We start from the raw sequence: 14,891 nt of genomic DNA, 5'->3' as shown, positions 1-14,891 counted from the left end.
ACTGCCCGGCGCCCTGTGGCGCAAAAGGCGAAAAACGGCGTTTTCCACACGGGAAACGCCGTTTTTGTTTAGTTATCATTGTCCCTACCCTGTAACGAGGCAAAAGTCCATGGCCGATAAAAAAGGCTCCTCCAGCGAAAAAACGCTTTATTGCTCGTTCTGCGGCAAGAGCCAGCACGAGGTCAAGAAGCTGATCGCGGGCCCTTCGGTCTTCATCTGCGACGAGTGCATCGACCTTTGCAACGAGATCATCCGCGATGAGCTCCCCGCGGGCGAAGAAGCGCGTGAAGCACGCAGCGACCTGCCGACGCCGCTCGAGATCAAGACCAACCTCGACAACTACGTGATCGGCCAGGAGCCGGCCAAGCGCATGCTGTCGGTGGCCGTCTACAACCACTACAAGCGCCTGCGCCACAAGGAAAAGGCCAAGGGCGACGACGTCGAACTCAGCAAGAGCAACATCCTGCTGATCGGCCCCACGGGCTCGGGCAAGACGCTGCTGGCGCAGACGCTCGCGCGCATGCTCGACGTGCCTTTCGTGATGGCCGACGCCACCACCCTGACCGAAGCCGGCTACGTGGGCGAGGACGTCGAGAACATCATCCAGAAGCTGCTGCAGAGCTGCAACTACGAGGTCGAGCGCGCCCAGCGCGGCATCGTCTACATCGACGAAATCGACAAGATCTCGCGCAAGTCCGACAACCCCTCGATCACGCGCGACGTGTCGGGCGAGGGAGTGCAGCAGGCGCTGCTGAAGCTCATCGAAGGCACTATGGCCAGCGTGCCGCCGCAAGGCGGGCGCAAGCACCCGAACCAGGACTTCCTGCAGATCGACACGACCAACATCCTGTTCATCTGCGGTGGTGCGTTCGCGGGCCTGGAGAAGGTCATCGAAAACCGCACCGAGGCCTCGGGTATCGGCTTCGGCGCCGCAGTCAAGAGCAAGGCGCAGCGCAGCATCACCGAGGTGTTCCGTGAGGTCGAGCCTGAAGACCTGATCAAGTTCGGACTGATTCCCGAACTGGTGGGCCGGATGCCCGTGGTCGCCTCGCTCGCGGAACTCAGCGAGGACGCGCTGGTGCAGATCCTGACCGAGCCCAAGAACGCCGTGGTGAAGCAGTTCACCAAGCTGCTGCAGATGGAAGGCGTGGACCTGGAGATCCGTCCGGCGGCGCTCAAGGCGATCGCACGCAAGGCGCTGGCCCGCAAGACCGGCGCACGCGGCCTGCGCTCGATCCTTGAACAGTCGCTGATCGACACCATGTTCGAATTGCCGAACGCGACCAATGTCGACAAGGTGGTGGTCGAGGAATCGACCATCGACGAAAACAAGCCCCCGCTGCTCGTGTACCGCGAAGCGGCGAAAAAGGCGTAAAGCCAAAGACGCGAAGGATCTGCATGTCTGGCCACACCCCTCTGCCTTCCGAAGCCCTCGACCTGCCGCTGCTGCCGCTGCGCGACGTCGTGGTGTTTCCCCACATGGTGATTCCGCTCTTCGTGGGACGCCCCAAGAGCATCAAGGCGCTCGAACTTGCCATGGAGGCGGAGCGCCGCATCATGCTGGTGGCGCAGAAGGCCGCCGCCAAGGACGAGCCCTCGGTCGAGGACATGTTCGAAGTCGGCTGCGTCTCGACCATCCTGCAGATGCTCAAGCTGCCCGACGGCACCGTGAAGGTGCTGGTCGAAGGCCAGCAGCGCGCACGCGTGAACCGCATCGATGACGGCGAGACGCACTTCTCGGCCAACGTGACGCCCGTCGAGGTGCCCGAAGGCGGCGAGAAGGGCACCGAGGTCGAGGCGCTGCGCCGCGCGGTGATGCAGCAGTTCGACCAGTACGTCAAGCTGAACAAGAAGATCCCGCCCGAGATCCTGACCTCGATCTCGAGCATCGACGATCCGGGCCGCCTCGCGGACACCATCGCCGCCCATCTGCCGCTCAAGCTCGACAACAAGCAGGCCGTGCTCGACCTCGACGACGTCAAGGCACGCCTGGAGAACCTGTTCGGCCAACTCGAGCGCGAGGTCGACATCCTCAACGTCGACAAGAAGATCCGTGGCCGCGTGAAGCGCCAGATGGAGAAGAACCAGCGCGACTTCTACCTCAACGAGCAGGTCAAGGCCATCCAGAAGGAGCTCGGCGAAGGTGAAGAGGGCGCGGACATCGAAGAGATCGAGAAGAAGATCAAGCTCGCCAAGATGTCCAAGGAAGGCCTGAAGAAGGCCGAGGGCGAGCTCAAGAAGCTCAAGCTCATGTCGCCCATGTCGGCCGAGGCCACCGTGGTGCGCAACTACATCGACGTGCTCATCGGCCTGCCGTGGAGCAAGAAGACCAAGATCAAGCACGACCTCGCCAATGCCGAGGCGGTGCTCAATGCCGACCACTATGGCCTCGAGAAGGTCAAGGATCGCATCCTGGAATATCTCGCGGTGCAGCAACGCGTGGACAAGGTGAAGGCGCCGATCCTGTGCCTGGTCGGCCCACCTGGCGTGGGCAAGACCTCGCTCGGGCAGTCGATCGCCAAGGCGACCGGCCGCAAGTACACCCGCATGGCGCTGGGCGGCATGCGGGACGAAGCCGAGATCCGCGGCCATCGCCGCACCTACATCGGCGCGCTGCCGGGCAAGGTGCTGCAGGGCCTGAGCAAGATCGGCACGCGCAATCCGCTGTTCCTGCTCGACGAAATCGACAAGCTGGGCACGGACTTCCGTGGCGACCCGTCGAGCGCGCTGCTCGAAGTGCTCGATCCGGAGCAGAACCACACCTTCGGCGACCACTATGTGGAAGTCGACTTCGACCTGAGCGACGTGATGTTCGTCGCCACCTCGAACTCGATGAACATCCCGCCGGCGCTGCTGGACCGCATGGAAGTCATCCGCCTCTCGGGCTACACCGAGGACGAGAAGACCAACATCGCCATCAAGTACCTGCTGCCCAAGCAGATGAAGAACAACGGCGTGAAGGACGACGAGCTCTTCGTCACCGAAGAGGCCGTGCGCGACATCGTGCGCTACTACACGCGTGAAGCGGGTGTGCGTTCGCTCGAGCGCGAACTGTCCAAGATCTGCCGCAAGGTGGTGAAGGGCCTGCTGCTGAAGCAACTCGCGCCGAAGGTCACGGTCGACGGCAAGAACCTCAACGAGTTCCTGGGCGTGCGCAAGTTCAGCTTCGGCCTCGCGGAGAAGCAGAACCAGGTGGGCCAGGTGGTCGGCCTTGCGTGGACCGAAGTCGGCGGCGACCTGCTGACGATCGAAGCCGTGACCATGCCCGGCAAGGGCGTGATCAGCCGTACCGGTTCGCTGGGCGACGTGATGAAGGAATCGGTCGAGGCTGCACGCACCGTGGTGCGCAGCCGCTCGCGCCGCCTGGGCATCAAGGACGAGGTGTTCGAGAAGCGCGACATCCACATCCACGTGCCCGATGGTGCGACGCCGAAGGATGGCCCGAGCGCGGGCGCGGCGATGACGACGGCCTTCGTGTCGGCGCTCACGGGCATTCCCGTGCGCGGCGACGTCGCGATGACCGGCGAGATCACGCTGCGCGGCGAGGTCACCGCCATCGGCGGCCTGAAGGAAAAGCTGCTGGCGGCACTGCGCGGTGGCATCAAGACCGTGCTGATCCCGGAGGAGAACGCCAAGGACCTGCAGGACATCCCCGAGAACGTGAAGAACGGCCTCGAGATCGTGCCCGTGAAGTGGATCGACAAGGTCCTCGAGATCGCGCTCGAGAAGATGCCCGAGCCGCTGTCCGACGAAGAAGTCGCTGCATCTGCTGCTGCCGTGGCCGAACTGGCCAAGCAGCGCGCGGCGGCACCCGCCGTGGAAGGTTCGGTCAAGCACTGACCGGTTGATCGCAAAACTTGTGGAGCCTCGAAAAATTGTTATATAATTCGAGGCTCGAAACGCGGGAATAGCTCAGTTGGTAGAGCGCAACCTTGCCAAGGTTGAGGTCGAGAGTTCGAGACTCTTTTCCCGCTCCAGTTTTGAAAAAGGGAAGCAGCAGCTTCCCTTTTTTTCGCTAGTTCGATTTCGTATTTCTGCGTGGCGCGATAGCAAAGCGGTTATGCAACGGATTGCAAATCCGTCTAGCCCGGTTCGACTCCGGGTCGCGCCTCCACCTTCTCGTTCAACTCGAATCGACCCCGACGACCAAGCTCCGCCAACCCACGTTGCCGGGGCTTGTTTTGTTTGGGTTATCGTCGATGTTCAACCTGACGCCCGGATGGTGAAATTGGTAGACACATCGGACTTAAAATCCGCCGCTTCCTTAATCGGGGCATACGGGTTCGACCCCCGTTCCGGGTACCACACTTACAAGGGAGCATTCGATGCCTCGCTACAACGCTCCATTTGAGATCCATGTGCACGGCGACGTGCCGCTGCGTTCGGACGTGACCTTCGACCAGATCCAGGAAGCGCTCAAGCCGCTCTGGAAGTACGCTGGCGCCAAATCGCTGGCCGACGGTGCGACCAGCACCTACGAGGAAGAGCCCGGCATTCGCTTCGAGCAGAAGGACCACACGCTGCAGATGTGCTGGACCGTGCCCGGCGATGAAGACTTCCGCCAGGCCCTCGACGAGATGTGCATGGCCCTGAACGAGCTCTCCGAGCGCGGTGCGGCCATCGAGGTCACCTTCTACGACACCGACTTCGACGAGGAAGAGGGCGACCCCGAGGAAGAATCGCGCGACGACTTCCTGATGCTGTTCGTCGGCCCGAACCCGGCCGCGATCATGCAGGTGCAGCGTGACCTGCTGGTGGAAGACGTCGTCAACCTCATGGAGCGCCACTTCGACGGCGCCGAACTGGGTGGCGTGGTCTCCGAGATCGACCGCCTCTTCAGCGACCGTTTCGACGCGCTCGTGAACTCGCTCGAGATCGGCAAGCGTCCGCGCGGCACGGGCGGTCCCGGCAGCGGCGGTGGCCACGGCGGCGGCCGCCGTCCGCGCCACCTGCATTGATCCGCGCTTCATAGACAAGGCCTCATGGCCCTGTTTCCCGCCTCCGCGCTGCGCCCTGGGGTACGCAAGCGCGAGGTGTTCGGCTGGGCGATGTACGACTTCGCCAATTCGGGCTACACCACGGTCGTCATCACGGCAGTGTTCGCCGCCTACTTCGTCGGCGGCATCGCCAGGGGCGCGCCCTGGGCAGCCTTCGCATGGACAGCTGCACTCAGCACGTCTTACGCCATCGTGATGCTTACGATGCCCGCCATCGGCGCCTGGGCCGACTTGCATGCGGCCAAGAAGCGGGTGCTCGTCTGCGCGACCGTCGGCTGCGTCCTTGCCACGGCAGCGCTTGCAATCACGCCCGGTTTTTCGGGCACTTCCGGCGTCGCACTGGCGATGGCACTGGTAATTGTCTCCAACGCCTTCTATTCCTATGGCGAGTCCCTCACGGGCGCCTTCCTGCCCGAACTCGCCACCGCCGAGGGCATGGGCAAGGTGAGCGGGTGGGGCTGGGCCTTCGGCTATGTCGGCGGCATGCTGGCCCTGGGCATCTGCCTGGCCTATGTGCTGTGGTCGCAATCGAAGGGCTTGCCGGCGGCGCACTTCGTGCCGGTCACGATGCTGATCACGGCGGCCATCTACGGCGCGGCCGCCTGCGCCACCTTCGTGCTGCTGCCCGAGCGCGCGCAGCCTCGAACAGTGGATGTCGAACTCGGTGCCTGGCAGCAACTGCGCGCCACGTTTCGGCAGGCGCGGGCATACCGCGACTTCATGTGGCTGCTGGCCTGCACGGTGTGCTACCAGGGGGGCGTGGCGGTCGCCATCACGCTTGCTGCGATCTATGCGGAGCAGGTGATCGGCTTCGTCGCGAGCGAGACCATGGTGCTGATCTTCGTGCTCAACATCGCGGCGGCGCTGGGCGCCTTCGGCTTCGGCTACATCCAGGACCGCATCGGCCACAAGATTTCGCTGGCCGCCACGCTGGCCGCGTGGATCGCGGTCTGCGTGATCGCCGCGCTGGTGACGACCAAGGGCGGCTTCTGGTGGGCGGCCACCATTGCGGGGCTGGCCATGGGATCGAGCCAGTCGGCCGGTCGCGCCATGACGGGCTATCTGGCGCCGCCGCAGCAGCTCGCGGAGTTCTTCGGGCTCTGGACCTTCGCGACCCGGCTCGCCAGCATCATCGGTCCGCTGAGCTTCGGCGCGATCACCTGGATGACGGGCGGCAACCAGCGCATCGCGATTCTCTCGACGGCGGTGCTGTTCGTGGCGGGGTTGCTGCTGTTGCTGCCGATCCGCATGGAGCGGGGCCGCGCTGCCGCTCTTCGCAGCCCGGCCTGAAGGCGTTCAGGGCACCTGCTGGCGCAGCGACTTCGGCACCTTGAAGCGTTCGCCGTCGTAGCGCAGCGTGACGGTGTTGAACTTCGGGGGCAGTGCCTTTTCCACGCAGCCCTGGTCTTCCTGCTCCTGCGCGCGGCTCTGCAGCAGCGTGCGCGACAGCTGCAGGTCGGCAAAGCCGTTGCTGCTGCCCTTGCCGACGGACAGCATAGTGCGCAGCTTGTCGAAGTGGCCGGTGCAGGTGGTGTCCCACCCGCCGTGGTCGTGGTCCAGCTCGATCTCCTGCAGAACCTCGCGCAACTGCTTGCCATGGTGCACGTAGAGCCGCACGGTCTCGCTGGCCAGCGGGCTGCCGGGCGCGTTGCTGCCGCGGTAGCGCACGCGCAGGCCGAAGGCGCGGGCCTCGGGCGACAGCACGTAGCGCGCGGTGTCGATGCGGATGTCCTGTATCGAAGTGGTGGCGTCCTCGTCGAGCGCTTCGGGCTGGACGAGCCGGGCGATGATGGTGTCGCGCTCGGTGTTGCCGTTGTCGGGGCGCTGGATCAGCAGGATCTCGAGATCGAAGACCTTGGCGCCGTGGTCGGTCGTTTCGCGCGGCATGGGCAGCACGACGATGCTGCGCCCCGGAAAAGCCGGCCAGACCTTGCAGGCCGCGAGCCGCTCGTCGAGCGGCCGGTGGGGATGCAGCTTGGCATGCATGCGCTCGGCGAGTCCGCTTTCACAGGCCGCGTGGCTCAGCCCGGCGGCCGAGAGGCAGAAGAGAAGAGCGGCGTGGCGCAGCAGGCGCATCGAGGTCAGGCCTCGGTGGCCGTGGGAAGCCCGAGCCAGCGTGTGGCCGCCGCTTCGAGCACGGCGACGTTGCCGCTGCTTTGCAGCAGCAGGCTGCCGACGCCGCCATCCGCGAGCCGGCCGGCCGAAGCGAGCAGGCGCCGCGCCTGCTGCGCGACTGGCACGCCGGTGTCGATGAAGCGCAGCGTCGCCGGCGCATGCCGGCTCAATTCGTCTTTCACGAGCGGGTAGTGGGTACAGCCCAGCACCACGGTGTCGACGCCATCGGGGCCGTCGCCGAAAGGCCCGGCCTCTTTCATGTAGCGCTCGCACAGCGCCGCGATGCCTTCGGCGTCGAAGCCTTCGATGGCCTTCACGAGCCCGTCGCACGGCACGGGGCGTACGTCTGCCGATCCGGCGAACGATGCGCGCAGGGCCGCGTACTTGGCACTGGCCAGGGTGCCTCGCGTGGCCATCACCGACACGCGTCCGGTACGGCTGGCCGACACTGCGGGCTTGAGGCCGGGTTCCAGCCCCACGATTGGCAGGTCGGGATGCTCGGCCCGAAGCAAGTGGATGGCGGCCGTGGTGGCTGTGTTGCAAGCCACAACGAGCGCCTTGATTGCATGCTCCCGCCGCAGATGCTCGACCACCGAGCGCGAGCGCTCGATCACGTAGGCGTCCCCGCGCTCGCCGTACGGCGCATAGGCCGTATCGGCAAAGTAGACGAAGTTCTCCTGCGGCAGCTCGGCCCTCAGCGCGGCCAGCACGCTGAGGCCGCCGACCCCGCTGTCGAAGACGCCTATCGGGCTCAACTCAGGCTTCTTCCATCATGATGGTCTTGAACTCGCCGCTGGCGATGCGCTTTTGCCACTCGGCCGGGCCGGTGATGTGCGCGCTGGTGCCGCCGGCGTCGACCGCCACCGTCACGGGCATGTCGACCACGTCGAACTCATAGATCGCTTCCATGCCCAGGTCGGCGAAGCCCACCACCTTGGCGGTCTTGATGGCCTTGCTCACGAGGTAGGCGGCGCCGCCCACGGCCATGAGGTAGGCGCTCTTGTGCTTCTTGATGGCCTCGATGGCGACCGGGCCGCGCTCGGCCTTGCCGATCATCGCGATCAGGCCGGTCTGGGCCAGCATCATCTCGGTGAAGCCGTCCATGCGCGTGGCCGTGGTGGGGCCGGCGGGGCCCACGGCTTCATCGCCAACCGGATCGACCGGGCCGACGTAGTAGATGACGCGGTTGGTGAAGTCCACCGGCAGCTTCTCGCCCTTGGCCAGCATGTCCTGGATGCGCTTGTGCGCGGCATCGCGGCCGGTGAGCATCTTGCCGTTGAGCAGCAGGGTGTCGCCAGGCTTCCAGCTCGCCACTTCGGCGGGCGTGAGCTTGTCGAGGTCGACGCGCTTGCTCTTCTTTTCGTCGGGTGCCCAGTTGACGTTGGGCCACAGGTCGAGCGACGGCGGATCGAGGTACACCGGGCCGCTGCCGTCCATCACGAAGTGTGCATGGCGGGTGGCCGCGCAGTTGGGGATCATCGCCACGGGCTTGCTGGCCGCGTGCGTCGGGTACATCTGGATCTTGACGTCGAGAACGGTGGCCAGGCCGCCCAGGCCTTGCGCGCCGATGCCCAGCGCGTTGACCTTCTCGTACAGCTCGATGCGCAGCGCTTCGACTTTGCTGAGTTCGGCGCCCGACTTCTTCTTGGCCTGCAGCTCGTGCATGTCGAGGTCGTCCATCAGGCTTTCCTTGGCCATCAGCGCGGCCTTCTCGGCGGTGCCGCCGATGCCGATGCCCAGCATGCCCGGCGGGCACCAGCCGGCGCCCATGGTCGGCACGGTCTTGAGCACCCAGTCGACCACGCTGTCACCGGGGTTCAGCATGGCCAGCTTGCTCTTGTTCTCGCTGCCGCCGCCCTTGGCCGCGACCGTCACCTCGACGGTGTTGCCCGGCACGATCTCCGTGAAGATCACCGCCGGCGTGTTGTCCTTGGTGTTCTTGCGGTCGAACTGCGGATCGGCCACGACCGATGCGCGCAGCGTGTTGTCGGGGTGGTTGTAGCCGCGGCGCACGCCTTCATTGATGGCGTCGTCCAGGCTGCCGGTGAAGCCGCCCCAGCGCACGTCCATGCCCACCTTGAGGAACACGTTGACGATGCCAGTGTCCTGGCAGATCGGGCGGTGGCCCGTGGCGCTCATCTTGCTGTTGGTCAGGATCTGCGCGATGGCGTCCTTGGCCGCTGGGCTCTGCTCGCGCTCGTAGGCCTTGGCCAGATGGGCGATGTAGTCGGCGGGGTGGTAGTAGCTGATGTACTGCAGCGCGGCGCTGATCGATTCGATCAGGTCGGCCTGCTGGATCGTGGTCGTCATGGTGGGGGGAGTTTTTTGGAGTGTGGAACGCCCCCCGATTATCTCAGCCGCCGCGCCTACCTCGCCGAGGCCCGGGCTTCCTCGATCCAGCCGTCGAACAGCGGCCGATGCGCCTTGATCCAACCATCGGTGTGGCGCTCCAGGTCTTGCTGGGTGTTGGCGCCCTGGCTCATGCGCAGGTTCTGGGCATTGATGTCGCCGATCGGCAGCTTCATCACTTCGAACAGCTTGCCGGCCGCGGGGTTCTTCTCGACGAAGGCCCGGTTGGCGACGATCTGCTCCTGGTTGGCCTGGAAGCCGTAGTTCTTGCCGTTGGGCAGCCGCGTTTCGGCGCCGTCGCCCTGCGACGAAGAGGACGGCACCTGCAGCCACACCACGTCCGCACCCGGCCGCAGCACGGCGCTTACCCAGTAGGGCGTCCAGGTGTAGTACAGCACCGGCTTGTCCTGCCTGAAGCGGGCGATGGTGTCGGCCATCAGCGCGGCATAGCTGCCCTGCTTGTGCGTGACGGTGTCGCGCAGCTGGTAGGCCGTCAGGTGTTTTTCGATCGCCAGTTCGCAGCCCCAGCCGGGGTTGCAGCCTGTCAGGTCGGCACGGCCGTCGCCGTCGGTGTCGAACAGCTTCGCAATGGCCGGGTCCTTCAGCTGCGCGATGTTGGTGATGTTGTATTGCTCGGCCGTCTTGCGGTCGATCAAGTAGCCCTGCACCGCGCCGTCGGAGTACACGCCCTTGCGCCACAGCTTGGCGTCGCCGCCGCTGTTCTTGTAGAAATCGGCGTGCAGCAGGCTCCAGTGGTTGGCCATGAAGGTGGCGTCGCCGTTAGCGATGGCGAGGTGTTCGGTGGCGGGCTCCAGGTCTTTCATGGGCTCGACCGTGTAGCCGAGCTTTTCGAGCGCGCGCATCACCAGCAGCGTCTGGAACGCTTCTTCGGCGAGCGAGCTCTTGAGCGGCTGCACGGTCACGCCCTTGCCGGGGAGGTCGTTGGCGGCTTGCGCGGCCATGCCGAAGGCGACGAAGCCCAGGGCCAGAAAGCTGTGTGCGATGAGAGTGGTTTTCTTCATGCGTTGAATTCCTCCGTGGTGGGTCATTGCGCTTGCGTGGACAAGGCGGGAACAGGCGCGTTCGCACCGCGCGACGGCGTGCCCAGCAAGCGCTGCAGCACGCGCAGCGAGAAGCCGGCCGGCCCGGTGTGCCACCAGCGGCGACCCGCGCTGCGGCGCGACTTGCCCATCGCCTGCGTCAGCCGGTCGAGCGAAATCGCCAGCAGCACGATGCCCAGGCCGCCGACCGTCGCCAGGCCCATGTCGAGCCGACCGATGCCGCGCAGCACCATCTGGCCCAGGCCGCCCACGGCGATCATCGAGGCGATGACCACCATCGACAGCGACAGCATCAGCGCCTGGTTGATGCCCGCCATGATCGACGGCATGGCCAACGGCAGTTGCACCTTCACCAGCATCTGCCATGGCGAAGCGCCGTAGGCGCGCGCGGCCTCGATAAGGTCGGGTCGCACCTGGCGCAGGCCCAGGCTGGTCAGGCGCACCAGCGGCGCCAGCGCGAAGATGATCGTCACGATCACGCCCGGCACGTTGCCGATGCCGAACAGCATCACCACCGGCACGAGGTACACGAATGCAGGCGTGGTCTGCATCGCATCGAGCAGCGGGCGCATGAGGCGCTGGGCCCGGTCGCTGCTGGCCAGCAGCACGCCCAGCGGCAGGCCGATGAACATGCAGAACACGAGCGAGGTCAGCACCAGCGACAGCGTCACCATGGCTTCGGGCCAGATGCCCAGCATCGCCACGAGCAGCAGCGCGACCGTGGTGCCGATGGCCAGCGCGCGGCCGGCGAACTGCCAGGCGAAGAGGCCGATCAACGCGATCATCGCCAGCGTGGGCAGGCCGGTGAGCAGGCCCTGCACCCAGTTCAGCGTGCTGTCGATGGGCAGGCGCACGGTCTGGAAGAAGGGGCGGAAATGTTCCACCACCCAGCCGAGGCCCTGGTTGATCCAGGATTCGACGGGCAGGGAACCGTCCCAGAGGCGGTGTAGCTGGAAGCCGTCGGTCGCGGCATTGGCCGATCCGGCCAGCTGGTGGGCCGTGTCGACGGGGGCATCGAGCCAGGCGCTGGTGGCGGAGGTGTCGGGCGCGGCCGAGAGTGCTTCCCACGGATCGACGAAGGTGGGGGCTGCGGGCGTGTCCAGCACCGGCGTGCCCAGGTCGGAAGGAAGTGTGTTGTCGTTCATCGTTCAAGGTCCTCCGTGAATTCAGTGCGGCTCGGCGGCGAGCGCGGGGGCGGCGTTGGGCAAGACGGGCTCGATCGGCGGCGTGTCGCGGTCGAGGAACTTGAGCAGCGTCGTCTTGCTGATCGCACCGCAGAAGCGGCCGTCGCTCGCCACCACCGGCAGCGCGCACGGTGCCTGCGCGAGCTGGCCGATCAGGCCCGCCACGGGGGCTTCGGCGTCGATGCGCGGCAGGTCGTCGAGGAACGCGTGCTGCAGCCCCAGCGGACCCGAATGCCCATCGAGTGCGCTGCGCAGCGTGTCCGCCGACACCACTCCCAAGTAGCGCCTGTTCGGGCTGGTCACGTAGGCGAAGTCGCGGTCCTGGTCTTCCAGCACCTTGAGCGCCGCGCGCGCACCGCGCTCCGGGTGCTCGCACACGACGGTGAGCGACTTGCGCGCGATGTCCGCGGCCTTGAAGACGGCCGCCGCATCCACGCCGCGCACGAAGCTGCGCACGTAGTCGTCGGCGGGGCTGCGCAGGATCTCGTCGGGCGTGCCGACCTGGATCACCTGGCCGTCCTTCATGATCGCGATGCGGTCGCCGATGCGCATCGCTTCATCCAGGTCGTGCGAGATGAAGACGATGGTGCGGCGCTGCGCCTGCTGCAGCCGCAGCAGCTCCGATTGCATCTCGGTGCGGATGATCGGGTCGAGCGCCGAGAAGGCCTCGTCCATCAGAAGGATCGACGGGTCCGAGGCCAGCGCACGCGCCAGGCCCACGCGCTGCTGCATGCCGCCGGAGAGTTCGTCCGGATAGCTGTCGCCCCAGCCTGCAAGGCCTACTTGCGCGAGCGCCAGGTCGGCCTGTGCGAGACGCTCCTTCTTGCTCGTGCCCGACAGTTCGAGGCCGAAGGCGGTGTTCTCGCGCACCGTCATGTGCGGCATCAGCGCGAACGACTGGAACACCATGCTGATGTCCTTGCGGCGCAGCGCGCGCAGCTTGGCGTCGGAGTGCTCGTTGATGTCGGCGCCGTCGATCACGATGCGGCCGGCGGTCGGCTCGATCAACCGGTTCAACAGGCGCACCAGCGTCGACTTGCCCGATCCCGAGAGGCCCATGATCACGAAGATCTCGCCGGCCTGGATCTCGAAGGTGGCATCGAACACGCCGATCGACTGGCCCGTCTCGGCGAGGATTTCCTTCTTCGAAAAACCTTGCCGCACGAGTTCCAGGGCCTGCTCGGGCGCGTCGCCGAACACCTTGAAAACATGGTCGATGAGAATTCCTTTGGCCATATGCCGGGGCTCCTTGTGTGAAGGTTGGACACAGCACCGCCCCGGAGGACGGCAACGGTCACGCCATCAGCCGATGGGGCTGTCCGAACAGAGAGCGCGTGAGGGAAACGCGTGCAATGGCCCGGCGAGCCTCTGGGGCTGCCGACAGGCACTGAAGACGACGTGGCGACGAAACCAGTGCCCGCCGAAAGGTGGCGTGGCAGTGGGGCCGGAAACGATCCGGCCGGTTTGCCGGGCAGGGCCCGGCGGGGAGAACCTTGCACCGCGACGGGATTCGGAGATCCGCGAGTAGTGCAGGGCCGATCAACATGACTTGTTGGTCGTCTGAAGCCCATGATTATAACTTTTTGACATGACGCGAGTCAACCCAACGGGCGTAACGTAATGTCGGCGGCGGCCCAATGGCCCCGTCAGATGCGAGCTATTCTTATTGGCCGATACTCGGGCTCGCGCCCGATCAGGCGGCGCGACCATCCAAGACTGCGGAGCTTTTCCACCATGACGACTTCCCCCAAGACCCGTGCCGAGCGCGATACCTTCGGCCCGATCGACGTGCCGGCCGACAAGCTGTGGGGCGCGCAAACGCAGCGCTCGCTGCAGAACTTCGACATCTCCGGGGAGCAGCAGCCGCGCGAGATCATCAAGGCGCTGGCCCAGGTGAAGCGCGCGTCGGCCGTGGTCAACCATGCGCTGGGCCTGCAGGACCAGAAGAAGACGAACGCCATCGTGGCAGCGGCCGATGAAGTCATCGCCGGCAAGCACCCGGGCGAATTCCCCCTGGTCGTGTGGCAGACCGGCTCGGGCACGCAGACCAACATGAACGTCAACGAGGTGCTGGCCAACCGGGCGAGCGAAATCCTCGGCGGCGAGCGCGGGGAAGGGCGCCTCGTGCACCCGAACGACGACGTCAACCGCAGCCAGTCGAGCAACGACGTGTTCCCGACCGCCATGCACGTGGCCGCCGTCGAGGCGATCACGCACAAGCTGCTGCCGGCCATCGCCAAGTTGCGCGGCACGCTCGACCAGAAGGCCAAGGACTTTGCGGACATCGTGAAGATCGGCCGCACCCATCTGCAGGACGCCACCCCCCTCACGCTGGGCCAGGAGTTCTCGGGCTACGTGGCGCAACTGGCGCACGGCGAAGCGCATGTGCGTGCCGCGCTGCCGCACCTGTGCGAACTGGCGCTGGGCGGCACGGCCGTCGGCACCGGGCTCAATGCGCCCAAGGGTTATGCCGAGAAGGTGGCCGCCGAGTTGGCCAAGCTCACGGGCCTGCCTTTCGTCACCGCGCCGAACAAGTTCGAAGCCATGGCCAGCGTCGACGCGCTGGTGCACGCGCACGGCGCGCTCAAGACGCTGGCCGCCAGCATGAACAAGATCGCCAACGACGTGCGCTGGCTCGCGAGCGGCCCGCGCAGCGGCATCGGCGAACTGAGCATCCCGGAGAACGAACCCGGCTCGTCGATCATGCCGGGCAAGGTCAACCCCACCCAGAGCGAAGCCGTCACGATGCTGGCCGCGCAGGTGTTCGGCAACGACGTGGCCATCAACATCGGCGGCGCCTCGGGCAACTTCGAGCTGAACGTGTTCCGCCCAATGGCGGCGCACAACTTCCTGCAGAGCGTGCGCCTGCTGGCCGACGGCATGGTGAGCTTCAACGACCATTGCGCCGTGGGCATCGAGCCGAACCGCGAACGCATCACTGAGCTGGTGCAGCGCTCGCTGATGCTGGTGACGGCGCTGAACACGCACATCGGCTACGACAAGTCGGCGTACATCGCGAAGAAGGCGCACAAGGAAGGCACGAGCCTGCGCGAGGCGGCGATTGCGTCGGGGCACCTGACGGCCGAGCAGTTCGACCAATGGGTGGTGCCGGAGAACATGACCGGTCGCTGAGCCTCACCGGTCTTTTCGTGGGGGCGCCGCGCACGGCCGCCCGAAGCGGCCGG

At 65.9% G+C, this 14,891-nt stretch carries 11 protein-coding genes and 3 tRNA genes; 8 read left to right on the top strand and 6 right to left on the bottom strand.

Going from position 1 to position 14,891, the window contains the following annotated elements:
* The first annotated feature begins 109 nt into the window (after positions 1–109).
* The 7 genes from clpX to ACEOAB_RS15900 all read left to right on the top strand — a co-directional run bounded on the left by clpX (position 110) and on the right by ACEOAB_RS15900 (position 6,287).
* Entirely contained in the window at positions 110–1,375 is a 1,266-nt protein-coding gene (gene clpX, locus ACEOAB_RS15930) for an ATP-dependent Clp protease ATP-binding subunit ClpX (RefSeq protein WP_007829783.1), read from the top strand.
* Between the two features lie 23 nt (positions 1,376–1,398).
* Positions 1,399–3,840, top strand: a complete 2,442-nt coding sequence (gene lon / locus ACEOAB_RS15925) for an endopeptidase La (RefSeq protein WP_056592425.1) — start codon at positions 1,399–1,401, stop codon at positions 3,838–3,840.
* Between the two features lie 61 nt (positions 3,841–3,901).
* Positions 3,902–3,977: transfer RNA gene (locus tag ACEOAB_RS15920), tRNA-Gly, on the top strand.
* 63 nt (positions 3,978–4,040) lie between these two features.
* Positions 4,041–4,114, top strand: a tRNA-Cys gene (locus tag ACEOAB_RS15915).
* 99 nt (positions 4,115–4,213) lie between these two features.
* Positions 4,214–4,305: transfer RNA gene (locus ACEOAB_RS15910), tRNA-Leu, on the top strand.
* A 20-nt stretch (positions 4,306–4,325) separates the two neighbouring features.
* Positions 4,326–4,958: a DUF6806 family protein gene (locus ACEOAB_RS15905; RefSeq protein ID WP_007829779.1), complete on the top strand. Its 633-nt coding sequence runs from the start codon at positions 4,326–4,328 to the stop codon at positions 4,956–4,958.
* Positions 4,959–4,982: 24 nt separating this feature from the next.
* A complete protein-coding gene (locus tag ACEOAB_RS15900; protein ID WP_056592428.1) occupies positions 4,983–6,287 on the top strand; it encodes an MFS transporter in 1,305 nt (434 codons plus the stop codon).
* A 6-nt stretch (positions 6,288–6,293) separates the two neighbouring features.
* Here the strand turns inward: ACEOAB_RS15900 and ACEOAB_RS15895 are convergent, their stop codons facing one another.
* From ACEOAB_RS15895 to proV, 6 genes are read right to left on the bottom strand one after another with little or no spacing between them, the layout of a single operon-like run.
* The gene (locus ACEOAB_RS15895; protein ID WP_056592431.1) at positions 6,294–7,073 is read right to left on the bottom strand and encodes a PA3715 family protein; all 780 of its coding nucleotides are present in this window, start codon (positions 7,071–7,073) and stop codon (positions 6,294–6,296) included.
* Positions 7,074–7,078: 5 nt separating this feature from the next.
* Entirely contained in the window at positions 7,079–7,867 is a 789-nt protein-coding gene (gene murI / locus ACEOAB_RS15890; RefSeq protein ID WP_056592434.1) for a glutamate racemase, read from the bottom strand.
* A gap of 1 nt (position 7,868) precedes the next feature.
* Positions 7,869–9,422, bottom strand: coding sequence for a fumarate hydratase (locus tag ACEOAB_RS15885; protein ID WP_056592437.1), 1,554 nt, complete (start codon positions 9,420–9,422; stop codon positions 7,869–7,871).
* 56 nt (positions 9,423–9,478) lie between these two features.
* The gene (proX, locus tag ACEOAB_RS15880; protein ID WP_413748166.1) at positions 9,479–10,483 is read right to left on the bottom strand and encodes a glycine betaine/L-proline ABC transporter substrate-binding protein ProX; all 1,005 of its coding nucleotides are present in this window, start codon (positions 10,481–10,483) and stop codon (positions 9,479–9,481) included.
* A gap of 23 nt (positions 10,484–10,506) precedes the next feature.
* The gene (proW, locus tag ACEOAB_RS15875; protein ID WP_413748167.1) at positions 10,507–11,667 is read right to left on the bottom strand and encodes a glycine betaine/L-proline ABC transporter permease ProW; all 1,161 of its coding nucleotides are present in this window, start codon (positions 11,665–11,667) and stop codon (positions 10,507–10,509) included.
* A 21-nt stretch (positions 11,668–11,688) separates the two neighbouring features.
* The gene (proV, locus tag ACEOAB_RS15870) at positions 11,689–12,942 is read right to left on the bottom strand and encodes a glycine betaine/L-proline ABC transporter ATP-binding protein ProV (protein WP_056592444.1); all 1,254 of its coding nucleotides are present in this window, start codon (positions 12,940–12,942) and stop codon (positions 11,689–11,691) included.
* A gap of 498 nt (positions 12,943–13,440) precedes the next feature.
* Here proV and fumC point away from each other — a divergent pair, with 498 nt between their 5' ends.
* On the top strand, positions 13,441–14,838 hold the full coding sequence (fumC, locus tag ACEOAB_RS15865) for a class II fumarate hydratase (RefSeq protein ID WP_056592449.1): 1,398 nt from the start codon (positions 13,441–13,443) through the stop codon (positions 14,836–14,838).
* The last annotated feature ends 53 nt before the right edge of the window (positions 14,839–14,891 follow it).

Source organism: Variovorax sp. Varisp53, assembly GCF_059491555.1.
Note: the sequence above shows the minus strand (reverse complement) of the source record. Positions and strands in the feature narration are given on the sequence as shown.